This window comes from Desulfobacterales bacterium, from assembly GCA_030066985.1.
Lineage (GTDB): Bacteria > Desulfobacterota > Desulfobacteria > Desulfobacterales > JAHEIW01 > JAHEIW01.
The window spans coordinates 1-24,885 of the sequence record JASJAN010000043.1 but is presented as its reverse complement, the minus strand read 5'-3'; the positions used below and the strand labels follow the sequence as shown (position 1 = coordinate 24,885).

Genomic DNA, 24,885 nt, shown 5'->3' with positions numbered 1-24,885 from the left:
TAATAAATTAAATGGGGCCCCAACTCGGGCCCCATTTTTGTGTTAAAATGATATGTTTGTGAAGCAGAGTGTCAGCAAACGTTTAGACCGAACACTAGTCCTTCTGAAGTTTAACGGGGATCACCTTTAGGGCCGGCATCCTGGCTTTGGGATCAATGGGCACCGCGCTCATCAAAGAGTTGAAATTGGGCTTACTGTAGTGGATCGGCGCAAACAGATAGCCGCGCTGCAGGCTGGCTTCGATCTTTAATGGCAGCACAACCGATCCATACGGACTGGTCATGCGCACGATGTCGCCCTCTTCAAGGCCTGCGACTTCAGCGTCCTCCGGATTCATGTCCACATACGCTGTCGGTTTGAGCTTGGAAAGTTTAGTGGATCGCCGCGACATCTCCCCGGTATTGAAATGCTCCAGCAAGCGCCCGGTGATCAACACGTAGGGATACTCCTCGGTGGGCTCCATGAGCGTATCCGGCAAATCAACCGGTAAAAAGCGCGCCCGACGGTCGCGAAAACCGAAACCGTCCTCGTACAAACGGGGGGTTCCGGGGTGGAATTCATCATAACAGGGCCAGAAAATTCCCGTTGAGGCTTTCAAGCGCTTGTGGGTAATCCCGCTGAAAAGCGGGGCCGCTTCACGAATTTCCGCCCAGATATCTTCGGTCGAGGTATAGGACCAATCAGCTCCAAGGGCATTGGCCATTTCCGTCAAAATCTGCCAGTCGGCTTTGGCTTCTCCCGGAGGTTTAAGGCCGCCTGCTGTATATTGGACCCGCCGGGCAGCGTTGGTAAAGGTGCCCTCTTTTTCTCCGACCATGGCAGCCGGTAGGACAATATGGGCGTACCGGGTTGTTTCATTGGGGAAGATATCCTGCACGATGAGCAAGTCCAGTTTCTGGAGCATCCAGGTCACGAAGTTGGATTGCGGCTCTGCAAGCACCGGATTTTCGCCGATCACATAAAGTGCCCTGATTTTTTTGAAGGCAATATCATGGATCATTTCAGGGGCTGCCAGACCCCTTTTGAAAGGAACATCGGTTCCCCAGAGTGCGCCGACATGCACGCGGGCGGCTTCGTCAGCAACTTCCATATGCCCGGCCAGCAGGTTGGGCAGGGCGCCCATGTCGCAGGCGCCCTGAACATTGTTCTGGCCCCGCAAGGGTGACAGCCCGCATCCGGGTTTGCCGATGTTACCCGTCAGCAGCGCCAGATTAACAAGGGCTGAAATATTGTCCGTCCCGTGAGCGTGCTGGGTTAATCCCATGCCCCAGATAAAGATGGTTTTCTTGTCATGAATCAGCTCGGCGGCCTTTTCAAGGTCTTCGCGTTTTACACCTGCACGGCTGCAAGCGGCATCGATATCAAAATTATCTAAACTATCGCAGACGGCCTTGAAACCGATGGTGTGTTTTTCACAGAATTCCTGGTCCTGCCAGCCTTTATCGATAATAATTTTTCCCAGGGCCCTGATCCAGAAAATGTCCATACCCGGTTTGACCTGTAAATGTACAGCGGCATTTTTGACCAGATCCGTCTCCCGGGGATCGGCCAAAATCAAGTTCAGGCCGCCCTTTTTAGCACGCTTTTTGACCTGCATCCAGATGACCGGGTGGGTATAGGTTGTATGTGCTCCTACCAGAAAAACCGTGTCGGTGGCTTCATAATCTTCCAGAAAGGTGCTGACCGCACCATATCCGAGCTGCTGTCTTAAAGCAGTTTCGGTTGGCCCATGTCACAACCGGGCGCAGTTGTCGACGTGGTTGTTGCCGATGACGGCGCGCTGGAATTTCTGGCAAAGATAATTCTCTTCGTTAAGGATTTTGCCACTGCAAAGCATCCCGACACTTTCAGCACCGTATTTACTGGAAATCTCTTTCAGGCGTTGGGCAGCAAATTGAATGGCCTCATCCCAGGAGACCAGCTTCAGCTTATCCGCTTTGCGGATATAAGGCTGCTTCAAACGTTCTTCATGATTGACAAGCTCGTGCACCGTAAAGCCTTTGACACAGAGGTATTTGGCATTTAGTTCGGCATTTCTGCCGGATGCACGGCTTTTGACCGGTCTTCCGTTTTCATCCAAAGACAGTTCCAGGTTGCAGCCCACCCCGCAGTAGGGGCACACAATCGGTATGGACGATGGCATGACATCACCTCCATTTGAATTGAATTATTGCCTTTCAACAAATTATACAATTTAAACAGGTTTTACAAACCCAAATCTTGATTGATGAGGATGACCTTGATGCGGCCCTTTGGGTAGGATTTTTCATGGATGGTCCAGACGTTGCAGATGCGAGCGGGGCTGCTGCAGTCCATGCAGTAGGCGGTCTTAACACACGGTGTTTTTTGTTCGTGCCGGATGGCATTGGCCGGGGCGGCCAGATCCTTGATGCGCGCCATGGCCTGCTCTAAATCGGAAACGATCTTGTTGCGGCCCACCATGACGACCACCCACCTGGGGCCGAAAACTATACCCCCCACGCGATTGCCGATCATGTCCAGATTGACCAGCATACCGGATTCAACGACGGCATTGGTCCCGCTGAAAAAAAGGTCGCATAGTAGAGCTTTGCGCCGGCGCTCGATAATTTCTGGGCGGGGTACGTGTTCATCAAAGGTTTCGATCAGATCGAAAGCGGGATCTGCTTTGAAAAATTCTAATATCCCGGTTTCATGAAGCGTTAAGGAATCGCCCCAGGATACGCTGTTGACATCTATTTGGGGCAAGATCTGATTAAGAAGGATCTCTCCGGCATCAGCAGGCGTGGGTGCAATAAAGGCTTCAAAATTATTTTTTTCCAGCGCCGCTTTGCAGCTTTGCAAACGCATATCCCAGAATTTTTCAGTGGCTGTTTGCATGGGCCGCTACTTATTTTCCTTCATCTCGCGACAGGCGCCGGCAATTTTGGCAGCGCTGAATCCCAGCGTATCGCTTAGATAGGGCACATCGCCGACTTCGCCGAACCGGTCCTGGGCACCCAGGCGTTTGACTTTGGCCGGATAGTGTTCGGCCAGAACCTCGCAAACCGCACCGCCCAGCCCCCCGATCACATTCTGGTTTTCAGCGGTCACCACCGTGTTGGTTTTCTTCACGGAGTCTATCAGGGTGTCGGCATCAAAGGGTTTAACCGATGGATAATGGATGTGCTCTACCTCAATGCCTTCTGCCTTCAGCTCGGCAACAGCGTTACGCGCAAACTGGGTGGTCAGCCCCGTAGTCACCAAGGTGACATCCGTGCCGTCGTCCAATACCCTGGCTTTGTTCGGATCGAATTGATAGTCTTCATCAAAAATCGGCGCGTGGATTTCTCGAATCAGCTGCATGTATTCGGGCTTTTTGCTGGCGGCCATATATCTAACCACCGAGCGCAATTCGTAGACATCGGCCGGGCAGTAGACGCGCATATTGGGCATGGCGCGCATAATCGCCAGATCCTGAAAGCACATATGGGTGGCACCGTTTTTGGCTGTGGTAACCCCCGGTGCAGTGCCGACGATCTTGACCGGGTTTTCGGCATAGGCAATTGAAATCGTGATCTGGTCATAGGCCCGGCGCGTGGCAAAGGGGCTAAAGGTCGCGCAGAACGGCACCATGCCTTCATTGGCCAGGCCGGCTGAAATGCCGATCATGTTGGCCTCCGCCACCCCGACATCAAAAAAGCGATCCGGAAATGCATCCCAGACCCGGGGGACGGTGCCCGATGATTTTCCCAGATCAGCCTCCAGACAAACGACTTTGTCGTTTTCGGTCATCAGCTCGATGAGCGTATCGGTATAGACAGCCCTTAATTCTTTTTCGTGTAGCTTCATTCCTATTTTCCTTCTGTCCAGTTAAATTCAAACGGTTCTTCTTCACCTTCGACGCAGACACCACCGATCACTCTCTGGCGCTCGTCTTCATCAGGGATGCTGATAAAATGGCATTCAATGCGGTTTTCGTAGCAGACATTGCCTTTGGCCTTGACGGTATGGGCCACAATCATGGCCGGCTTATCTTTAACGGCAATCGCCTTTTGGATGGTGGCATAAATATCATCCCAATCATGGCCGTCCATTTCAAACACTTCCCAGCCAAAAGAGCGCCATTTATCCACGACCGGTTCCAATGAGACGATTTTTTCAACTTCAGCGTCGATTTGCATTTTGTTGTAGTCAGTGATGACCACCAGGTTGTCCAGTTTGTGATGGGCCGCAAACATGGCAGCTTCCCATATCTGGCCTTCCTGTGATTCGCCGTCGCCAACGACACAGAAGACATTGTGGGTTCGTTTTTTGATCTTGCTGGCCAGGGCAATCCCGGTGGCACAGGACAGCCCCTGCCCCAGCGAGCCGGCCGTCTGGTCAATACCGGGTGTGATGACCTGGTCCACATGGCTCGGCAGTTTGGTGCCGTTGGCATTCAAGGTCAGCAAAAGATCTTTGGGAATGAAGCCTTTGTAAGCCAGGGCGGTATAAAGGGTCGGGCCGGCATGCCCTTTTGACAGGATAAAACGATCGCGATCTTCCCAGCGCGGCTCCTCCGGCTTCAGATTCATAATCCTGAAATACAGGCTGATGATAATTTCCACCAGGCTGAGGGAGCCGCCGATATGCCCGCCGCCTGCCCGGCACATAATATCGGTCACAATGTAGCGAAATTCTTTGGCCAGCTGATCCAGCTGTTCTTTCGTTTCTATCTTCTCCATATATCTCTTCTCCTTAAACCCATCTCAAAAATGCATCTAATCCGCCAATATTCGTGGCGGATTAAAAACCGATTCAAATGCTCGAATACTAATCCGCCGGAGGCGGACTCCACTTTTAAATCGGTTTTCGCCTTGCCCTTGGGCGTGATCTGCTATTTTTGAGATGGGTTTTAGTATTTTGTTCCCGCAATAAGCCTTCAAATCAAATTTAACAAGAGGAAACATGTCATATCGGCTAATTAACCGATGAGGTCATGTTTTTTTCTGAAAGCCGATATGCTGGTAAGATGCCACCTAATTTACGCAGTGGCCTGATAATTGGGATGACCGGCACCCACGCATTGGTGATGGCTAACGCATTGGATGAATCCCAAATATCAGGCCACACGCTCTTTGTAAATCATATCGGCTTTCGGAAAATGACATGACCGACATTTCGCTTTTTCCTTTGTCGTTCAACCGAAGAGGTCATGTTTTTTTCTGAAAGCCGATATGCTGGTAAGATGCCACCTATTTACACGTTGGCCTGATATTTGGGATGATCGGCATCCATGCATTGTCAATGGCTAACATGTTGGATGAATCCCAAATATCAGGCCACAGGCTCTTTGTGAATCATATCGGCTTTCGGAAAATGACATGACCGACATTTCATTTTTTCATTCAATCTTCAAGCTCTAAGACTAAATTCCTAGCTCCTCTTTTAGCCAGGCCTTAACATCGTCATCCAGGGCATAGACGCCTTTGAGCTCGCAGACATCTTTTTCAAAACGCTTGGGCAGCTCGAATTGCGCCAACTCGACAGCTTCATCTGAATTGCGGCGGATGAGGTAGATCAGATAGGGCTTGCGCCAGCAATTGACCACAAAATAGGTGGTATAATCGCTTTTGGAGCGGATCACATATTTTCCGCTGCCCCAGTCGGTATTGCCCCATTCCAGATACTGCTTGACAGCCTCTTCGGGCGTCATGTCCCATTCGACCTCGTTGATTAAATCGGTATCTTTTTTTAGTTCTTCCAGGGTGTACATATCATGTTCCTTTTCCAGAAGCTGTTGAATTGTATCACCGCAGAGACGCAGAGTTCGCAAAGGTTTTTTTCTTATTTCTTTTCGGTGAGAGGCCGAAAAGAAATAAACCCAAGCCCTCCGGGCGTGCTCATTTTTTTATCCGCATGCTTTTAAAGACATATTGTTGTAAATAATTTCGTGCGATTATTTTGAAAAAGAATCCTGCCGCGCAGCGGCTGAGGATTTTTATTTGTCGGCGTCTCAGCGACAAATAAAAAAAATAAATCTCTGCGAACTCTGCGTCTCTGCGGTGAATTATAAAAGCAATAACAACCTAGAACGGTAGGTTGACCGTTTCCATTAAATCCGGGTGGTCGTTTAAAAACCGGTACAACGTGGCGCGACCAACACCCAGAAGTTTGGCGGCCTTGACCTTGTTGCCGCCGGTTCGTTCAAGGGCCGATCTGACCGAGTCGGCATCCAGCTTGCGGGATGGCCCTCTACGCGCGCAGATATTTTCAAGATCGCGCAGCTCCAGCGGTAGATCATCGGCAGCAATCACCCGGCTATTGGATTTTACAATCGCAAACTGGATCGCATTTTGCAGTTCGCGCACATTGCCCGGCCAGCGGTAATCGAGCATCAATGACATGGCCTTGTTGGAAATGCGCAGTTTTTTCTTGCCGTATCGTTCACGGGCTTCCTGCAAGAAGTGCTCGCTCAGCAGGGGGACGTCTATTTTGCGCTCGCGCAGGGGGGGCAATTGGATCGGGATCACATTGAGCCGGTAGTAAAGGTCTTCTCGGAACTTGCCGCGCTTGACCGCATCTTTCAGGTTTTTGTTGGTGGCACTGATCACACGCACATCCACCTTGATGGTTTGTTCACCACCAACTCTTTCAAACTGCCCTTCCTGTAGAACCCGCAAAATTTTGGCTTGCATGTTGTTTGACAGCTCAGTAACTTCATCCAGAAATACCGAGCCGCTGTCGGCCAGTTCAAAGCGGCCCTTTTTATCCCGCAGTGCGCCGGTAAAGGCCCCTTTGACGTGCCCGAAAAGCTCACTTTCGATCAATCCTTCCGGCAGGGCGCCGCAATTGATGGGCACAAATGGCGCACCGCCGCGCTGGCTTTCGTTATGAATCGCCGCTGCCACCAATTCCTTGCCGGTGCCGGTTTCACCGGCAATGTGCACCGGATAATCATAATCGGCAACGTCTTTGATCTGTTTAAAGATCGCAATCATCTTGCTGTCTTGGCCGATGATGTTGCCGAAGCTGGTCAGCTCTCCGGCGCGCTCCTTGAGGCCGAATATATCGGTAATATCGCGAAAAGACGTCAGCACACCGGTATATTCCTCATCGGCATCGCGCATGCTGGTGACGGTCATCTCGATGCGCCGCTGCTCGCCGCTTTTCGTGTTGATGTTAAGGGTATATTCGGATTTTTCGGCCAGATTCGGCGGATGTTCGCAAAAAACGCAACGCTCCCCGCAAAAGGGGTTACCAAAAGCCTCGTGGCAATCCCGTCCCAACACTTCTTCGCGCTGGTAACCGGTGATGCGCTCGGCCTCGGTATTGAAAAAAAAGATGCGCCGGTCCATGTCGTGGGCAATAATCCCTTCTTTGAGATTGTCCAAGACACTTTCCAGGTTATCCCGGTGGCACATCAAATTTTCTAGCGAATATTCGGACATCGTTCCAAATTTTGTTCTCAATCATTAAAAGAAATGACGCTATCTGATTTAGACAGCGATGTCAAATGTCACATTGAGATCGCTTTAAAGCTCGCAGGAGATTTTCTTATTTAATTCAATTTCTTGAAGGCTTATCCGAACATCATAAGCCAAAATTTCAATCCCTTTTTCAGCCGCCTGCCGCAGGCGGCGTCCGTAGTCGGCATCGATGTGGTCCGCCGGGCGGAACACCCGGGCATCCATTCTCTGGATAAAGTAAAACATGATACAGCGATGACCAGCTTTGACGAGGTTTTCAAGCTCGATAATATGCTTCAACCCTCGGGTAGTAACCGCATCCGGAAACTGCGCCACCCCATCATTTACCAAAGTGCAATTTTTAATTTCAATATAGCAATGCTTACCGGAGCCATCTACGAGCAGTAAATCAATGCGGGAGTGCTCACCGATTTTAACTTCCCGCTTGACCTTTATATATTGGGCCAGCTCCGGAATCAATTTTTGCTCGATTGACTGGGCGACCAGGCGATTGGGAACCAGGGTGTTGACACCCACCAGGGAGGTTGGCATGTCAATCAATTCCCAGGTATATTTGTACTTGCGTCTGGGATTGTCGTGCACAGACAGGTAAACCTTGCGGCCCGGCTCGCTGCAGCCGGCCATGCTGCCGGTATTGGGGCAATGGGCCGTAACTGTTTCACCGCTTTCCAGTTGGACATCTGCCAGAAATCGTTTGTAGCGTTTGAGCAGGGATGCGGGAATCAGTTCGGGCCAGGTCAGGCCCCTGGAGACAATCTCAGGTGATGACGTCTTCATAAAATTTGTTTTTCGATCATATCAGCCAAAGGCACCACATCTTCAAATCCGAAAATGGGAACCTTTAATTGCAAATCAACATCGGTGACCACGGCCATCAGTAAAGCGTCATCTTTTAAAAGCGGTTCGGTGTGCCGCGCTGAACGCACAATTTCAATTTTAGGCTTGTTGCCGGTTTTGTAGCCCTCGGTAATCACCAGGTCAACATCTTTAAAATAACCCAGCAGGCTGTCCATGTCTCCGGCATGATCATCTCTGACCATGGCAATTTTTCCTTGTGAATGAAAAATAACGGTATCGGCACCAGCTGCTTTGTGGCGGGAGCTGTCTTTGCCAGATCGATCAATATCCGGATTATGATGCGAGTGCTTGATCGTGCCGATCGTATAGCCGCGACGTTTGAATTCAGGGATCAATTTTTCGATGAGGGTGGTTTTGCCGGATTGCGAGCGGCCCACGATGGATATTACAGGTGGCATAGGTCTTACCTATTTGCTGAATTTTGCATGAAAATTAATGACTTTTTTTCACCACGAAGGACACGAAGGGCACAAAGAAACATATTTTTTTATATTTCTTTACTTTTTGATCTTCTTCGTGATCTTCGTGTTCTTTGTGGTTAGTAATAAAATAAAATTAAACCTGAAATATGATAACCCTGACAATCGAGAATGATCGACGGCGGGACAAAATTAAGGTGCAATAAAAGGAATGTCAAGCCATTTGAGCGGTTTGGTCAATTGCTATTGGCTAAAAACGAGCGCATGGATAAAAAGGGTTGATATATCATTTCGAAGGTTTACTATAGTAAACCTTCAAGGTTCAATGGTTCTGCGTTCTGGGTTCCGGGTTGAAAAACTTACGCACTAAAAAAATGGACTTGTATTTGATTACGGGCTCAATCTGTTGACGCATTCCGATTTTGATTTAACCTTTGAACCGATGAGTCTTGGACCGATGAACCTCTGAACCCTGAACCTATGAACCTTTGAACCTTGAACCCTGAACCTATGAACCCCATACTGGAAGTTAAAAACCTGGTCAAACACTACGGGAAGGTGGTTGCCGTTGACGGCGTCAGTTTCGCCCTTGAGCAGGGTGTCTGTTTTGGCCTGCTGGGCCCCAACGGCGCCGGCAAGACCACCACTATCGAAGTCATCGAAGATGTAATCTCAGCCACATCCGGAGAAATATATTACAAAGGCAATCCCCGCGCCCCATCGTTCAGAGAAGAGGTCGGCATTCAATTTCAAAGCACCGCTCTGTTAAATTTTCTGACCGTTCGCGAAACCCTGCAAACCTTTAAAAGCTTTTTCACGCAAACCGCTTCAATCCAGAAACTTGTCGAGCTGTGCCGCCTGGCTGAATTCTTGGACCAATACAATGATAAAATATCCGGCGGCCAGCGTCAGCGCTTTCTGCTGGCGCTGGCATTGATCAACCAGCCGGAACTGCTCTTTTTGGATGAGCCTTCGACCGGGCTCGACCCTCAGGCCCGCCGCAATTTATGGGACTTGATCCAGAACATTAAAGCGGAGGGCAAGACCATCATTTTGACCACCCATTATATGGAGGAGGCACAATTTCTTTGTGATGAGGTTGCCATAATGGATTACGGCAAGATTATCAGCCAGGGAACCCCCGATGCACTCATCCGGCAACACAGCCGGGGTACAACCGTGGTCATGCCCCGGGAACGGTTCGCCCCGAAAAAGGACGGCTTTCCATTGCCCGTGCGCACCGTTAAGGAGAATGTTGAGATTAAAACCGACGATGTGAACCAATGTCTGGAGCAACTGATCGCCTATGGTGTCGATTTATCGGATATGACCGTTCGCTCGCCCAATCTGGAGACGGTGTTTTTAAATTTAACCGGACGTCAGCTAAGAGATTAAATATGCGCTTTAAACGATTTTGGGCCATTTTAAAGGCCAGAAATCTTGAGTTTTTCCGCGACAAGTCGGCATTCGGCTGGAACTTTATATTTCCATTTTTACTGGTGGCCGGCTTTGGCATCATTTTTGGCGGCAAAACCTATACCGAATACAAAATCGGCGTATTTCCAGCCGACTCAGAGCAGGTCTCTGTAGCAGCGCTTGACATCCCGCAGCGCTTCAAGGAAATGAACCATCTTAAATTTATCGGGTTTGCCGATGCCGCTGCAGGTTTAAAAAAACTCAAGCATCACCGCATCGATTTCTTGTTAAAAAGCGGCCCGGGCCCCCATCAATATTGGGTCAGCGATTCATCACCCAAAGGGTATGTGGTCGAACAAATGTTTAAAGCCAGCCTGATCCCGCCCGAAGACCAACCCAACGCTGAAAAAAAGGCCATACAGGGCAGCGCCATCCGATATATCGATTGGCTGTTTCCCGGCATTTTAGCCATGAACATGATGTTCAGTGCCCTCTGGGGGGTGGGTTATGTGGTGGTGCGCTATCGCAAAAACGGAGTGTTAAAGCGCTTAAAAGTCACCCCGCTGACCGCTTTTGAGTATATCACCGCCCAAGCCATATCCCGCATATTTTTGCTGATGTTTACCCTGGTGGTCGTCTGGACGGGCTGTGATCTTATTTTTTCATTTGACGTGCAGGGCACCTACCTGGATTTGTTCCTGGTTTTTTTTCTGGGCAGCTTGAGCCTGACTTCCCTGGGGCTGGTGCTGGCCTCCCGGGGGACCAGCGAGGAATTCACCACCGGCATCTTAAACTTTATCTCCTGGCCGATGATGTTTTTGTCCGAGGTCTGGTTCTCACTGGAAGGGGCTCCGCAGTGGGTCAAAACCTTCGCCAAGATTTTCCCGCTGACCCACATGCTCACTGCTGCCCGTAAAATCATGCATGAAGGCGCCGGCCTCCTTCAGATCGGTCCCGAAGTGGCGGTCCTTTCTATGATGACGCTGGGCTGTTTGGTGTTGGGGGCCGTCCTATTCTCATGGAACCGTTAGAAACCGTTTTAAAACGCATCTAACCCGCCTGAGGCGGACAAGCGCCCAAGGGCATTGTTGCAAACCGATTCAAAATGCTCGAATACTGTCGTGTATGCTCCACTTTTGAATCGGTTTGCGTCGCGCTCTTGGACGTGATCTACGATTTAAAACGGCTTCTAAATTTAAATAAAACCTCTTAAATGAAGTCGACCCCAATTAAAAAGGGAATACCTCTATCTTAACCGGCTCAACAGACTAACTGAAGACCGAAATTTATTTTCGGTCTTCTGATTTTTGTTTTTTGGGGCGGGATCGGGCCAGGGCGCGTTTCGTCTGGATTTTCCTTCTGCGGGGGATGAATTCGTCGACAAAATGGGTAGAGTGGATAACCGAGATTATCTTGACAGCCACAAAAATAGCAGCAAGACCTGCCAGATAGAGGGTACGGTTTTCAGTTTTGGTAACCAGATCCTGTTGAATCAGGTAGAAGTATCCCAGTAAAAAAACCTCCACGATGGCATTCAACAATCCGATAAAATAATGCCGGGTGTAAAAATAGCCGCCGCCCGGGAACAAAACAGCAAAGATATAGGCCGCGATTTTATTTTTAAATTTCAGCTGGCAGGCACCGCATGCGTATTTTCCGGGTTCAAGCAGGTGAGTGCATTGCGGGCAGATGTGGGAGCGCCGTCCCAGCTTGCTCTGGGTCCCGGAAAGCGGCATGCGTTTCATCAGTGCCCTAATTTTTCTTCTTTCAGCCAACCCGATAGCCTTAAACTTTTCCGTCTGGCCGTTTTTTGCATATTCAACGACCAGTGTCCCCCCTTTGAGCACAATGGATTGGCAATCGACATAAAGAATCTGAGATATGGACTGCTTGAACTTGTAAATTGGCGTGGTGGGCACATGAAAAATCCGAAAGTTGGTAAATACAAACAAAGAGCGCTTCAGATAGCTAAATAAAAAGCCGGAGGCATATTGGGGCAGGGAATTTAGAGGCGAATACCCGGTTGAAATTAAAAGAATCTTTTCTCCCGTTTTTAAAAATGGTTTGAGAAAAGACAATTTGATAATCAGCTTGCGCTGTCGACTTTCAACACGCTTTTTATAGATTTCTTTGTGGTTGGAAAACAATGTTTGGCGGTCAACGGGCAAACCGAAAATTTGCGGACCCATCATGCCAACCGGTTCAAAAGCTTCTTCTGCCATTTACACTTAGGTTCCCTTCTGTGTTGCAGCGTACTTAATTGGAGGGTGGGGAGCTTTCGTTATGGGTCGCTGCATGAATAAGCAATCCGCATACGGCGGATCTATAGTCATGCATCAGCGAAAGAAAACAGATATGGGTTATAAAACAATGCGTTACATAGAAATTATGCATTGAGCGGAAAAACTCTTTGACCCCTCACATAGTTATAATATCACAATGAAATAAATGGTCAAATAGTGCCAGTGATAATGCCCGAATCATTGGGGGTTTGAACCGGCAGGCGCTGAATTTCCTTCACACCGGCAGACGCCAGCATGTCTCGAAGCTGCTGCTCGGAATAAGCCCGCCCCGCATCCGTCCGCAACAGCATATTAAGGGAAAAAAGGGCCGGAAAAAGGGGGCTGTCCATGGTGCTGTTGAGGATAAATTCATGGATGATAATCATCCCGCCGGGCTTTAATGAGTCAACCGCTTTTTGAATAATCAGGCGGCAACCATCCGGGCTTTCGGAATGCAAAATGTGGGAAAGCCAGGCCGCATCATAGCGGCCTTTAATGTCATCTTTGAGATAATTTCCATCCTGAAAATCAATGCGCTCAGATAAATCAAAGCGTTTGATTGTTTTTTCGGCAAATGGCCGCGTGGTGGGTAGATCAAAAACTGTGGCCTTTAAAGCGGGATTTTGCTGGCAAAAGTGAATTGCATAGGTGCCGGGGCCGCCACCCAGATCAAGTAGGTGTCGGCGAGATGAAATATCAATTTTGGGAACGAGCATCGGCGCCGTATTCATGGCCGTATTGAACATGCCCATTAAAAAACTTTCCCGCCATTCTTCATCGTTGAACGATGACCGTTGCGCAACCGATTCTCCAGACTTCACAGACCGATCCAGCTGTACCCAGGATTCCACCAGATGGTGGTGATGCATGATCATATGGCCGATATATTGCGGGGATTGTTTGGATAGAAATGTTTTGCTTGAAGAGGTGTTACGATACTGGTCATCGGTTTTGACCAGCAATTCCATGGCCACCAGCGCATTCAACAGGCGTTGGACGGCGTCAGGTGATGCCTTTAGCTGGGTCGCCAGTGCATCACCGGACAACGGCTCATCGCCCAGACAGCTGAACACGTCAAGTTTGACGGCTGCATGCAGCGTGCCCGTTTTCCAGAAATATCCGGAAAGTTCGAGCAATTCACCGGGGTGCCATTGTCGGTCTGCCATGGTCGCTATTTTTTACTGAGATTTTGTCTTTGGGGGTCCTTCCCCTTTTGCCATGCGGGCTTCTTTTTCTTCATCCGGCAGCATTTCCCAGGCCAGCCGCTCGGGTGTCATCGTCCAAAATGGCGTGCCATCTTTGGTCAGGCGGACTTTGATGATATCGATGTTGGGATCTTTTTTTATTTTTGAGGCCATAAAAACATCTTTGCCGTCAATTTCCGCCCAGACACCTTTGATTTTGATGCGTTCGTTTTTCTTCAATTTAATATCGCCGGGTTTACGATACCAGGTCGGACAAAGATGAACCTCAATCACCTCGGCCCCTTCAAGAACCTCAACAACGGTGGCCGGTGACATCCCCGGCATGGGGACAACTTCTTTAGCGCGTATGTACCAGGCCCTGATTTTTTCATATTCGCGAACATCATAGTGATTGTTGTATTCGCTGCCAACCTCCCAGCCTTTCATCAGTTTGGGATCCACATCCCCGGCGTGAACCATTGTGACGGAAGCGATGAGAACAAAAATTGAGGCAATTAGTGGGTAGATAGGGTGTTTGATCATTCTTTCCTCCTTGTCGCTATCCCGAGATACGGTATGACACCTATTTTTTATTAAACTATTATATCCATCCAAACAGGTTTTGCAAGACTGGTGTGGGGCCGAAATGGTACCGTGTCTCTGATTGAACGGGCTTTCCTATTACCAGGGAATCTGCTCGCGTTCCCGATAAAAGCCGCCCGTAGGACCGCCGTCCGGCAAGGTGGCCAGCCACAGCGGCGTATCGGCGCCCTGTTCGGTGGTCAAAGGTGCCTGCTCACCCCCCATATCCGTCTTTACCCAACCCGGACAAACCGAGTTTACCAGAATGTTTTTATTGCGGGTCTTTTTAGCAACCAACGTCGTAATGGCGTTTAGCGCCGCTTTGGAAAGACGATATGCCGGCGTTTCAACCTCGGCATATCCTGAATCCGGATCGGCCATTTCCGTCATGGAACCCAGCGTGCTGGTCATATTGACAATGCGACCGTAGCCGCCGGCTTTCATCAACGGGATGCACGCCTGGCACAGCATCAAGGGCCCCAGAACATTGGTATGCAATGTTTTGAGAATGACGTCCTGGCTTACATTGAGCACATCTGCATCACCGTCAATCAGAATACCGGCATTGTTGACCAGGATATCCAGCCGGTTGAACTGATCCTGGATGTGCGTCATTGCAGTTCGGACGCTTTTCGCATCCGTCACATCCAGGAGCTCAAAATAGGCATCCAGCCCTTGTCCCTGAAGCCCTGCACAGGCAGTCGCACCTTTGCCTGGATCCCGCACACCCAGCACCACTGTGATGTCACGTTCGGCAAGCCCCTTTGCAATGGTGTATCCAATCCCCCGATTGGCACCGGTCACCAGGGCAACGCGTTTGTCATGCTTTGTCATGCTCAATTCCTTTAATTTTTAGTTGGATTACCGTATTTTTAGACGCTTCTGTGCTGAAATGGGTCTACAATTCTTTCTTGGGTTCGGGGTTCTGGGTTCAGAGGTTCAGGGTTAAAAAGAGAAAAAAGAAAAGAAAGGGGCTTGCATTTTGAAACCTCTAAACCCTGAACCGGGAACCTTTGAACCTGGAACCGGGCGATTAAAACCCGAGCCTATCTTGGAATCATCCCTTGTACACTAAGAAGACGCAGAATACAAAAGCTCCCCTTCACCATACACCGCCACCGGATAGCAGGTCAGGTCAAAAGGGTCGCCATTCCAGCATACAAACGATGCCCATTTGCCTTTTTCCAAAGAGCCGAGGATATGGTCGATCCCGATGAGTCGGGCGTTGCGGCGCGAGATGAGCTCGATGGCCTGCTGTCGGCTTAAACCGGCGCGGATAAACCAGCGTGTTTGCAACAATAACTGCCGCGCCAGGGTAACCGGATGATCGGTCATGAGACCAAATTCCACCTCGGATGCCAGCAGATGGCGCACATTGCGCCAATCCTCGTGTTTGAGTTCAACTTTGTATGCAAAAGAATCAATGGGCCCGTAAACTACCGGTATTTTGCGTCTTTTCAATTCCTTGAAAATAGCCGCTTGATAGACATTGCCGGCGTGGTCGACCGTCACATTAATTTTAAATTCATCCACCAGCCGCAAAAGTGCCGCAATATCATCTATTTTATGAACATGCGCCCTGAGACGTATTTTGCGTCCCAGTAAATCTCTTAGTACCCTGTCTTCGGCTGAAAAAACAATTTCCTGTTTTTTGCTGCCCCGGGCTTTGTTGTATTGCCGTATTTTTTGCCGCACCTCATCCAAACGACCGCGCAGCATGGCAACAGCGCCCATGCGGGTTGTCGGGCGTTTGCCCTTCCAATCCTTGGTTTTCATCGGATTAAATCCAAAAGCCGATTTTAAGCCGGCCCGGCTGATCAAGGCCTCTGTGCTGGAAGCAGCATAATTGCGAATGACGGCCGAAAGGCCGCCGATAATATTACCGCTGCCGGGCAGCACACACGAATACAAAACGCCCATTTGGACCGCATCTTTAAGGGCCTTGTCATCCATTTGAATGGAATCCAGCGCATCCGTCAATGTCAGAATCGACTCCGAATGCTCATTGGCCTCTCCTTCGGTACTTGGCTCTCCAGCCCGTTCCATTCCGATGTGGCTGTGCGGATCGACAAAGGCGGGGGTGAGCACCTCGTATTTACCTAAAGAGCGACCGCTTTTTGTTTTTGAAATAGCGCTGATTTTTTTGCCGTTAAATAAAAGGTGCGCATCAGAGACGATTTTTTTGCCGGTATAAATTTTTTTGGCGAAGATAAAGTTCATGGCGCTTCCTTTCAGCTGGGTTAAAATTTCAACATTCGTTTTTCGCGAAAGAGAATCGGTTTATAGCCAAACAGGCCGCCCAGATGATGCAAAAAGGCATGTTGCCCGTTCTGCTCCCAGAGGTCACCAATGGCCGCATCTATTTTTTTGTATTGCTGCTCATTTTCCTGAACTGACAGCGGGCTGTAAGATTTTGGCATTTCTGCCGATGCCTCGCTGATCAGGTTCAGCCACATCTGGCTAACCCCCATAATATAGTAGGGCCAGCTCCTTTGGATGGCTGCGGGCCAGCTGGCGTCGCTGGTATCTTCAATTCGGGGCCGGATGATCTGATTCGGATCATCATAGCGCTCCTGGATAACAACATCTGTAATGATCATCTCTGCCAGCAATTCATTTGCACGTATCGTCGTAAACACCTGATAGGCCGTTTCGGCAGATGCATAAAAAATGAAGCTAAACTGATGACCGGTCTCATCACGGACGGCGCGACGATGAAATCGCCAAAGATCAATGTCGTCTTTGTATTCGCCTAAAACCGGCGCGATGATTTTGTCTGCGATCAACAAATCCCAGTACCATTCAACCGGTTGTTCTTCCGGCCATTGCAAGCGGAAGCTGGCGTACCACCAGCCGGCGGATGAAGCGATTGCAGCCGGTGGCAGTGCAATCGTTGCGCTTTCCTGCACCGTTCCCCGTGTAGCGCAGCCTGTCCACATCAGTGCCAAAAAAGCAATTGCCATTGCCGCCAATAAACCACTGATTTTACAAGACACAATCACCTTCCTTTCGATGAAGCTCAGGTAAGGGCTCAGGGTATCAGACGCATCCGTTTGCCGTGGAAATCAGCGGCAAGCGCACAATTGTCTTCCAAAAGCTCGCAGAGCCTGGCTTTAATGGCGCTATTGTCCTGAGCCGGATAGGCTTTCAGATTTTCAGCAAAATCCGGTATCCGATACAAAAAATGACCAATGGCTTCTGAGCTCGGGCGCCTTAAGTTGACGCCGTATTTCAAGCGTGCCAGTAAAAACCCATTGATTTCCTGTTCAAACTGGCCCTGCATCGGCAGCGCCAGATAAGGCTTGCGCAGATAAAAGGATTCGGTCATGAGCGTAAAACCGGCGGTCGCCATAACGGCTTTACAGGTGGCCAGATCATGGAGAAAGCCGGATTTGCTGAACGGCTTAAATGCCAGATGCCCATCCGTGCCCTCTTTACCGGCCCCGTAAACCAAAAAGGATTCACGCGTGAAAGATTTGAGTCTTTTTAAAAACGATTCAAACCCGCTGGTCAAATACACCAGTATATGGCCCCTGCATGAGGGTTGAAGGGATAATACGGCTTGCCGCAGAATCGGCGGAAAAAAATAAGTGCGGTTATTCAAAGGCTCACCCGTGTAAAAAGTGGTTACCAGTGATACATCCGGCCGCGGCACCATCGCCCGGATGATGGTTTTCGTCATTTTGCGATCGGCTTGTAAACGGGCCGGGCAGGGATAGGACATGTAGCGCAGGCGATGCTGGTTATCGATGGTGATCAGCGGCAGGTCATAATGGTTGGCCAGATAAGCGGTCATGGGCTCAAAATCGGTTATGACACAATCAGGCTGGAATTTTTTGAAAACATCTTTTCGCAGGGATTGAAGCTTTTTGTGCCCTTCGGGCAAACGCTTTAAATTATCGGTAAAGGTTTTGACTTTTGAAACGCGGTTATCAAGGCTGGCAATATGGAGCCCTTCAGTCTCAAATACATCGAAATCATCTTTGAGGTTGGCATAGCCACGGTCATAGCTGACCACTTTTACCGTATGCCCCAGCGCCTGAAGATGGGTGAGCATTTCGCGGGATCGGGACGAGTGACCGGATCCCTCGCCGGATACACCGTAAACGATCTTTGCCATTTTTCTCTCCGCTGCCAGGTATGTCCATTGTTAACATCAGAACGCCTTCGCTGCCGTGCACCTAAAATCGCACCCCGCGCCGGGCTTACCGGTGTTAAGCCCGCTCGATACGCTCCAGCTCGATGGTCACAACGTTAATGGGATCCGGACATTGCAATTGGATCGTGTCACCCTGCCACCAGGGCAAAGAGCCGCCGAATTGAAATGTCTGCAGGCTGGGGAAAATATCGTGATAAAACCAGCCACAAAGTCCCGCCGGATTATGGCAACTAATGTCAAAGCTATCGCCCGCTTTATGGCCAGCACTGCAATCGCCTTTTATGCCTGCGATGGTCGCTTTGATTTTATAACCGATGCCGGGATCTAAAGCCATCTCTCCCTCCTCCAAACTGGTTTCATAAATTTCATCTTTTGTCCGATGACTGCGTTAGGATCCAGTTCAAAATGCTCACGTACTATCGTGTACGCTCCACTTTTGAACTGAATCCCGCCTGGTCCTCGAACAAAACCTAAAGCTTCTGAAACCAGTTTAAATAAAAGTAAAAATGAATTTTGTATCCATCATCTTGCTACTTGCGGCTATAGTCACCAGTTGAAATAGTGTCATAGATATATTTTTCCTCGACCCAAAAGCGAAGGGCGACGCGCCTGTCGGCCGGCTTGGCATAATCAATTCCGATGCGGGGACCTTTTTTAATCAATCGCTGCGGTATCGACGGCTGCGCTTCCAGCCATAGTTTCCGGCCGGCAGTCAGATCCCACCCGTTTAACGCTTTATCGATCACCAGCGCCTGGCATAATTTGGCCGGGCCGTTTGTCAGATCTTTGCCGGATCGGCCCCGACGGCGCTGCATGTGTTTTAAACCATCAAATGGCACCAGGGCGCGGATGAGTACGGCACAGGGATTTTCTTCCGCCTCGGTTACAACATTCAGTAAATAGTGCATCCCGTAAACAAAATATACATAGGCCACGCCGGCTGGTCCAAACATAACCGCATTGCGCGGCGTCTTGCCCCTGAATGCGTGGCTGGCGCTGTCTGATGCGCCCAGATAGGCTTCGGTCTCACAAACAAAACCGCTTATGACATGACCTCGGTATTTTCGGACAAGCTTTTTCCCCAGCAATTCACGGGCGACGATCCGGGTGTTACGCGCATAAAAATCACGTTTTAAATGATCATCCTGTAGAGCGAGATGTTGCTTTTTTTTGGGAAGGTTTCTGGACACCGGACGCGATGTATTTAAACCAGGTTTTTGGCCACTAAGCGGGCAAAATGTTCAAATGAGCGGTCATAGGTGCGTTCTCTGTCATTCGGAAAACAGCAGGCAGGCAATTCCCGGCTGGCCAGATGATAGCTTAGACAGTCGCAGCAATTTCCTTTGCGAGGACAGGGTTCATAACTACAATTGCATTTTTGAAGATTTTTTTCGGTTCTGCATTCCATCAACGCCTCCTCATTCAACAGCATCTCTACATGTAATTGTTTTTAATCACCGCTTCCCGGGGTTTTATCTTAATCGTGCCCGGCCTGTCGGTATCAATGAATAGGACAAAGTCATCGTAAAGACCACCCATCAAAATGTCGATTCTGCGGGTTCGCTTGATAAAAATGCCGTTTTTGTCAAAAACGATATCGCCTTTGTCATTTCTAACTATGGTGATGGCAAAAAGGTCCTGCCGGCCGACTTTAAGCACAAAACGGTCACCCTGTTTAAAGCCGCTTTCGGTTAGCTCGTTTTTGTGAATAAATATGCCTTTACGATCAGAATCGTAATTGGCGACGGGCAACCCGGCAATGTCATTTCCTGAAGCCATTGAATTCTTCCATTAATGCAATCACAAGCTATATGCCCATATCATGAACCGGCAGCAGTTTCCATCGCAAAATCTCCGGTTGGCCAACCCGCCAAATTTGACAGACTGCCAGTCATCCTTTAAAATTTTTAGTATGATCGTCCATAAATCAAAAGCATTCTGGATTGCCGGCAGCATCTTTACCCTGACCTTTATTGTTCTTTTCAGTATTCGTTTGGGAATATTGGAAAAAATATTCTTCCGCCCGCGCGCGCTTTCCCTGTCGGCAATCAATGACGTTGCTGAGCGCAACACCTGGATGAACATTTTCCAGGAAAATCGCAAAATCGGCTTTTCTCACACCCGATTCAATACGGACACCACGGGCTATCGTCTGACCGAAACCGTCCATATGCGCATCAATACCATGGGGATGGTCCAGAATATCAGCCTGAACACCAAGAGCCGGTTGAATCCGGATTTTACCCTTCAGGAGCTTGATTTCGTAATCAGCTCCGGTCGGTTTCGCTTTTCCGTTCAGGGCGTAGTTGACGGCAAGAACCTGCGGATCACCACTGAAAGCGCCGGTTCGAGTCGCAAGCTGGATATTCCGCTTAGCGATAAGCTCTATTTGATGAACGGTATTATGGATGCTGTCGCCGCTACCGATTTAAAGACCGGTGATAAATATGCTTTTAACATATTTGATCCGGCTTCCATGGGTCAGGTGGATGTCATTGTCGAAGTTATCGGCCCGGAACGCATTGAGATTGGGGGCGTCAATCAACAGGCGACCAAAGTATCTTTGAATTTTAAAGGTGTATCCCAACTGGCCTGGATTGGAAAAGAGGGCGATATTATAAAGGAAAAAGGGTTGCTGGGTATCAGTTTGATAAAGACCGATCGCAAAGATGCCCTCGACAGCCTGGCCCTGCAGTCGAGCCGGGATCTGACGACATTTGCTTCGGTGGCCGCCAACATCAAGATTGAAAATGCGGAGGCATTGAAAGTTTTGCGGGTAAAAATTGAGGGCATCCCCTTTGAGAACCTGCAACTGCAGGGCGGCCGACAAACCTTTAATGGACAGGTGCTGACTGTAAAAAAGGAAACGCTGAGCGATCTGGCTTCAGAGCTAACACCGGAGAATCTGCCAGCCCTGGAAAAAATATTTTTAAAACCGGGCCCCTTCATCCAATCAGACAATCAAAAAATCCAGGATCTGGTCGCTGAAATTTTAAAAGAGGATCGCGATGCCGCCCCGCTGACCCGGGCGGAAAAACTGATGAATTGGGTATACACCCGGATCGAAAAACGGCCGGTTTTATCGTTGCCTGATGCCCTTTCCACCCTTGAAAACAAAGTCGGAGACTGCAACGAGCACGCGGTCCTGCTCGCGGCGCTTGGCCGCGCAGCCGGTATTCCCACCCGCATCGAGGCCGGGCTGGTGTATATGAAAGACCGATTTTACTATCATGCCTGGAACCTCATGTATCTGGGTCAATGGGTTACTGTTGATTCGGTTTTCGGCCAGCTACCGGCAGATGTCAGCCATTTGCGTTTTGCAACCGGCTCACCGGAACGGCAGCTGGATATCATGGGTGTCATCGGCAAAATTCAGTTGACGGTCTTAAAGTAGCTTGTTGTCAGTCGTCCGTCGCTACAGAAAACGGACTGCAAAATTATAAAAATTCAGTTCCATGATCTAGTATGATATACTTAAAATGATCTTATAAAATTCAATGTTCATCTACTGAACCCGTTTGCCGGTAAAAGAATAAAATTGGGTAATTTTTCAATTTAGACGGGCAAAACCGGCTCAACGGGCTTAACTGGCCAACCTGAAATATGATTGAACTAAATAACCTGACCAAAAAATACGGTGATTTTCAAGCCGTCAATGATCTGAACCTTTGTGTCAAAAAAGGAGAGGTTTTCGGCTTTATCGGCCCCAATGGTGCCGGCAAAACCACCACGATTAAGATGATGGGCGGCATTCTCCAGCCCACCAAAGGCACGGTCAGCATTACCGGTATCAACATGCAAGATGCCCCTGAAGCGGCAAAACGTAAAATCGGCTTTATACCCGACCGCCCATATCTTTATGAAAAACTCAGTGGCATGGAATTTTTGAAATTCACTGCGGATCTGTATGGGGTTTCGGACGAAAGGTTTCAGGCAGCTGCCTACCAGACCCTTAAAGATTTTTCACTGGCAGACTGGGCCGATGACCTGGTTGAATCCTATTCCCACGGAATGAAACAGCGGCTGATCATGTCGGCCGCTCTTTTACACGAGCCGGAGGTGATTATTGTGGATGAACCCATGGTAGGGCTGGATCCGGCTGCCATTATTATGGTCAAAGCGCTTTTCCGAGAGCTGGCCGAAAAGGGTGTGACCGTCTTTATGTCTACCCATACGCTCAAAGTTGCCCAGGATACGTGCGACCGGATTGGCGTCATTAACAAGGGCCGCTTAATTGCCACCGGCACAACCCAGGAATTGCAGCGGGCGGCCAATGTCAGCGAGACTGACCTGGAGCAGGTGTTTTTAAATCTGACTAACAACACTACTTAAGAATTGGTATTCACCGCAGAGACGCAGAGGACGCAGAGAAAGTATTTTTTTCATTTGTCGCCGAGACGCCGACAAATGAAAACCACTCAGCCGCTTCGCGGCAAAAGCTTTATTATTATCAAATACAGCTCGGCAAACTATCGGAGCCCTTGATTCTTGCCGGAGGCAAATTGTTTTTTGCTTTCCGTCCTCCCTGCCCTGCCATAGCTTTAGCGACGGCAGGTCAACCGAAAGCAAAAATTAAAAATCACCTCTACGAACTCTGCGCCTTGAGCGAAGCGGGCGGTGAATTAAAAAAATTAAAATGAACGAAGTTCTGACTCTATTTAAGCCGCGCATCTGGCCGATCAAGAATCGCGGTTTTTCAAATACCAACGGCAAAAGCAGCGCACGTTTCTTCTTGCTCGGTACCTTTGGCCTGCTTTTCTGGTGCGGTATATTTGCCATTTCCTGGCGGGTTCTGGTATATTTTAAGGGCATCGAGGATATCGGAGATATTCTGGGGTACAAATTGTTGTCCATGATGCTGGTGGTGTCTTTTGCCCTGCTTTTGTTCAGCAGCATTCTCACCTCGCTTTCCAAGCTGTACCTGTCCCGTGACCTTTTGCTGGTGCATTCGCTGCCGGTCTCCAGCTATAAGATCTTTATTACGCGCTGGATTGACAGCACCATTGACAGTGCCTGGATGGTCATCGTTTATACCCTGCCGGTACTCATCTCCTACGGCATAGTCTATCAGGCCGGCATTTTTTATTATCTGAATACGATGATTGCGATGCTGTGTCTGGCAGCCATCGCCTCGGCCATCAGCACGCTGCTGGTGATGACCGCGGTTATCTTTATCCCCGCCACACGCATGAAAAGTGTTTTTATTCTCATGGGGATTCTTTCTTTTGTGATCATCTATCTGGCCATCCGCCTTTCACAGCCGGAGCTGCTGGTTGATCCGGAAGTTTTTGACACCGTTATGGTCTATATCACCTCGCTGCAAACACCCTCGTCGCCCTTTTTGCCCAGCAGCTGGGTATATGACAGCATCCGGTCTGCTCTGGCCGGTGCCATTGGCAACAGTCTGTTTTTTACAGCGCTGTCATTGAGTTTTGCCGGGATGATGGTTTTGTTCCTGATCTTACTTTCAGATGCGATTTATTTTAAAGGATTCTCAAAAACGCAGAATGCCCCGGCGCGTCTGTTTAAAAGCAATGTTATTGGCGATCGGTTGTTTAACTTTCTACCGGGCCCGATAAAATCCTTTACCGTCAAAGAAATCAAAACCTTCCTGCGCGACCAGACCCAGTGGACGCAGATCTTTCTGATCGCTGCCCTGGTGGTGATTTACGTTTATAATTTTAAGGTCCTGCCTCTTGAAAAATCACCGATCAAAACTGTGTACCTGCAGAATCTGTTTTCTTTTCTCAACATGGGGCTGGCGTTGTTCGTTCTGACAGCCGTAACCGCCCGATTTGCCTATCCGGCGGTCAGTATGGAAAGAGAGGCTTTCTGGCTGGTGAAAACCTCTCCGCTTTCAATCCGTACGTTTTTATGGATTAAATTTTTCATCTATTATCTTCCGCTGCTCATCTTGACCGAGATTCTGATTACCGCAACCAACATTTTGTTGCAGGTCACACCGTTTATGATGACCCTTTCAACCCTTACTGTTTTTTTCGCGGTCCCCGGTATTGTCTCAATGGGTATCGGTCTGGGGGCGGCGTTTCCGGATTTTAAAGCCGAAAATCCGACCCAGACCATCACCAGTTTCGGCGGACTGGTGTTTATGATCAGCTGCGCCGGGTTTATCGGTCTGGTGGTCCTCATCGAAGCCGGTCCGGTATACAATCTTTTTATGGCCGGTATTCGTAATGAAATAATAAGCTTATCAACCTGGATGTGGATTATCGGCTCCTTTAGTCTGGCATTGATTCTTTGCCTGCTGGCCATTTTTCTACCCATGCGCTACGGCCAGAGACGCCTGTCCCAACGGCTCATCTGATCTTTTTGCAAACCTGAAAAACCCCTTCTTCGAATTTTCACCTTGACAGATAAAATGTATATATTTATATTTACATTAATATTTACATTTTTCGCTGGCGCAGGTTCCAAGGTTCAGGGTTCATAGGTTAAAAACAAACCTGAACCGTCGATTCAAGATCCGAGAAAAAAGATGAAAATCAAACGATTTGAAGATATTGAGGCCTGGCAATTGGCCCGGGAACTCACTCG

The 24,885-nt window shown here is 49.1% G+C and carries 24 protein-coding genes and 1 pseudogene; 5 read left to right on the top strand and 20 right to left on the bottom strand.

Annotated elements, in window-relative coordinates; all coding sequences use genetic code 11:
* Positions 1-94: 94 nt before the first annotated feature.
* The 9 genes and pseudogenes from QNJ26_18505 to mobB form a co-directional block, all read right to left on the bottom strand.
* Positions 95-463, bottom strand: coding sequence for a molybdopterin dinucleotide binding domain-containing protein (locus QNJ26_18505; protein ID MDJ0987538.1), 369 nt, complete (start codon positions 461-463; stop codon positions 95-97).
* A gap of 243 nt (positions 464-706) precedes the next feature.
* Positions 707-2,143 (bottom strand): annotated as a pseudogene (locus QNJ26_18500) (molybdopterin-dependent oxidoreductase).
* A gap of 62 nt (positions 2,144-2,205) precedes the next feature.
* Entirely contained in the window at positions 2,206-2,859 is a 654-nt protein-coding gene (locus tag QNJ26_18495) for a lactate utilization protein (GenBank protein MDJ0987537.1), read from the bottom strand.
* A 6-nt stretch (positions 2,860-2,865) separates the two neighbouring features.
* Positions 2,866-3,810 carry a transketolase C-terminal domain-containing protein gene (locus QNJ26_18490; GenBank protein ID MDJ0987536.1) on the bottom strand — a complete coding sequence of 315 codons (945 nt, stop codon included), beginning with the start codon at positions 3,808-3,810 and terminating at the stop codon, positions 2,866-2,868.
* A gap of 2 nt (positions 3,811-3,812) precedes the next feature.
* Entirely contained in the window at positions 3,813-4,685 is an 873-nt protein-coding gene (locus QNJ26_18485) for a transketolase (GenBank protein ID MDJ0987535.1), read from the bottom strand.
* Between the two features lie 683 nt (positions 4,686-5,368).
* Positions 5,369-5,716 (bottom strand): hypothetical protein, encoded by a 348-nt coding sequence (locus QNJ26_18480; GenBank protein MDJ0987534.1) that lies wholly within the window; start codon positions 5,714-5,716, stop codon positions 5,369-5,371.
* Between the two features lie 313 nt (positions 5,717-6,029).
* Positions 6,030-7,364 (bottom strand): sigma 54-interacting transcriptional regulator, encoded by a 1,335-nt coding sequence (locus tag QNJ26_18475; GenBank protein ID MDJ0987533.1) that lies wholly within the window; start codon positions 7,362-7,364, stop codon positions 6,030-6,032.
* A gap of 111 nt (positions 7,365-7,475) precedes the next feature.
* A complete protein-coding gene (gene sfsA / locus QNJ26_18470; protein MDJ0987532.1) occupies positions 7,476-8,207 on the bottom strand; it encodes a DNA/RNA nuclease SfsA in 732 nt (243 codons plus the stop codon).
* Positions 8,204-8,686 (bottom strand): molybdopterin-guanine dinucleotide biosynthesis protein B, encoded by a 483-nt coding sequence (mobB, locus tag QNJ26_18465; GenBank protein ID MDJ0987531.1) that lies wholly within the window; start codon positions 8,684-8,686, stop codon positions 8,204-8,206. Before mobB ends, sfsA begins: the two co-directional genes overlap by 4 nt.
* Positions 8,687-9,217: 531 nt before the next feature.
* Here mobB and QNJ26_18460 point away from each other — a divergent pair.
* Positions 9,218-10,102: an ABC transporter ATP-binding protein gene (locus QNJ26_18460; GenBank protein MDJ0987530.1), complete on the top strand. Its 885-nt coding sequence runs from the start codon at positions 9,218-9,220 to the stop codon at positions 10,100-10,102.
* Between the two features lie 2 nt (positions 10,103-10,104).
* Entirely contained in the window at positions 10,105-11,154 is a 1,050-nt protein-coding gene (locus tag QNJ26_18455; protein MDJ0987529.1) for an ABC transporter permease, read from the top strand.
* Between the two features lie 255 nt (positions 11,155-11,409).
* Here the strand turns inward: QNJ26_18455 and QNJ26_18450 are convergent, their stop codons facing one another.
* The 11 genes from QNJ26_18450 to QNJ26_18400 form a co-directional block, all read right to left on the bottom strand.
* Positions 11,410-12,345 (bottom strand): hypothetical protein, encoded by a 936-nt coding sequence (locus QNJ26_18450; GenBank protein MDJ0987528.1) that lies wholly within the window; start codon positions 12,343-12,345, stop codon positions 11,410-11,412.
* A 230-nt stretch (positions 12,346-12,575) separates the two neighbouring features.
* Positions 12,576-13,571, bottom strand: coding sequence for a methyltransferase (locus tag QNJ26_18445; protein MDJ0987527.1), 996 nt, complete (start codon positions 13,569-13,571; stop codon positions 12,576-12,578).
* Positions 13,572-13,583: 12 nt separating this feature from the next.
* Entirely contained in the window at positions 13,584-14,132 is a 549-nt protein-coding gene (locus tag QNJ26_18440) for a hypothetical protein (GenBank protein MDJ0987526.1), read from the bottom strand.
* 138 nt (positions 14,133-14,270) lie between these two features.
* Entirely contained in the window at positions 14,271-15,005 is a 735-nt protein-coding gene (locus QNJ26_18435; GenBank protein MDJ0987525.1) for an SDR family oxidoreductase, read from the bottom strand.
* A gap of 237 nt (positions 15,006-15,242) precedes the next feature.
* Positions 15,243-16,391 carry an amidohydrolase family protein gene (locus QNJ26_18430; GenBank protein MDJ0987524.1) on the bottom strand — a complete coding sequence of 383 codons (1,149 nt, stop codon included), beginning with the start codon at positions 16,389-16,391 and terminating at the stop codon, positions 15,243-15,245.
* 20 nt (positions 16,392-16,411) lie between these two features.
* Complete coding sequence (locus QNJ26_18425; protein MDJ0987523.1) at positions 16,412-17,167, bottom strand: hypothetical protein; 756 nt, start codon at positions 17,165-17,167, stop codon at positions 16,412-16,414.
* Between the two features lie 35 nt (positions 17,168-17,202).
* Entirely contained in the window at positions 17,203-18,291 is a 1,089-nt protein-coding gene (locus QNJ26_18420) for a glycosyltransferase family protein (GenBank protein MDJ0987522.1), read from the bottom strand.
* 94 nt (positions 18,292-18,385) lie between these two features.
* Positions 18,386-18,664 (bottom strand): TIGR04076 family protein, encoded by a 279-nt coding sequence (locus QNJ26_18415; GenBank protein ID MDJ0987521.1) that lies wholly within the window; start codon positions 18,662-18,664, stop codon positions 18,386-18,388.
* Between the two features lie 196 nt (positions 18,665-18,860).
* Positions 18,861-19,520 (bottom strand): DNA-3-methyladenine glycosylase, encoded by a 660-nt coding sequence (locus QNJ26_18410; GenBank protein MDJ0987520.1) that lies wholly within the window; start codon positions 19,518-19,520, stop codon positions 18,861-18,863.
* Positions 19,521-19,534: 14 nt separating this feature from the next.
* Positions 19,535-19,738, bottom strand: coding sequence for a DUF6485 family protein (locus QNJ26_18405; GenBank protein MDJ0987519.1), 204 nt, complete (start codon positions 19,736-19,738; stop codon positions 19,535-19,537).
* A gap of 26 nt (positions 19,739-19,764) precedes the next feature.
* Positions 19,765-20,109, bottom strand: coding sequence for a hypothetical protein (locus tag QNJ26_18400; protein ID MDJ0987518.1), 345 nt, complete (start codon positions 20,107-20,109; stop codon positions 19,765-19,767).
* Between the two features lie 133 nt (positions 20,110-20,242).
* On the opposite strand from QNJ26_18400, the gene QNJ26_18395 reads away from it, so the two are divergent.
* The 3 genes from QNJ26_18395 (at position 20,243) to QNJ26_18385 (ending at position 24,655) form a co-directional block, all read left to right on the top strand.
* Positions 20,243-21,724, top strand: a complete 1,482-nt coding sequence (locus QNJ26_18395) for a transglutaminase-like domain-containing protein (protein ID MDJ0987517.1) — start codon at positions 20,243-20,245, stop codon at positions 21,722-21,724.
* A 209-nt stretch (positions 21,725-21,933) separates the two neighbouring features.
* Complete coding sequence (locus QNJ26_18390; GenBank protein ID MDJ0987516.1) at positions 21,934-22,662, top strand: ABC transporter ATP-binding protein; 729 nt, start codon at positions 21,934-21,936, stop codon at positions 22,660-22,662.
* Between the two features lie 304 nt (positions 22,663-22,966).
* Positions 22,967-24,655 carry a hypothetical protein gene (locus QNJ26_18385; GenBank protein MDJ0987515.1) on the top strand — a complete coding sequence of 563 codons (1,689 nt, stop codon included), beginning with the start codon at positions 22,967-22,969 and terminating at the stop codon, positions 24,653-24,655.
* Positions 24,656-24,885 lie beyond the last annotated feature (230 nt).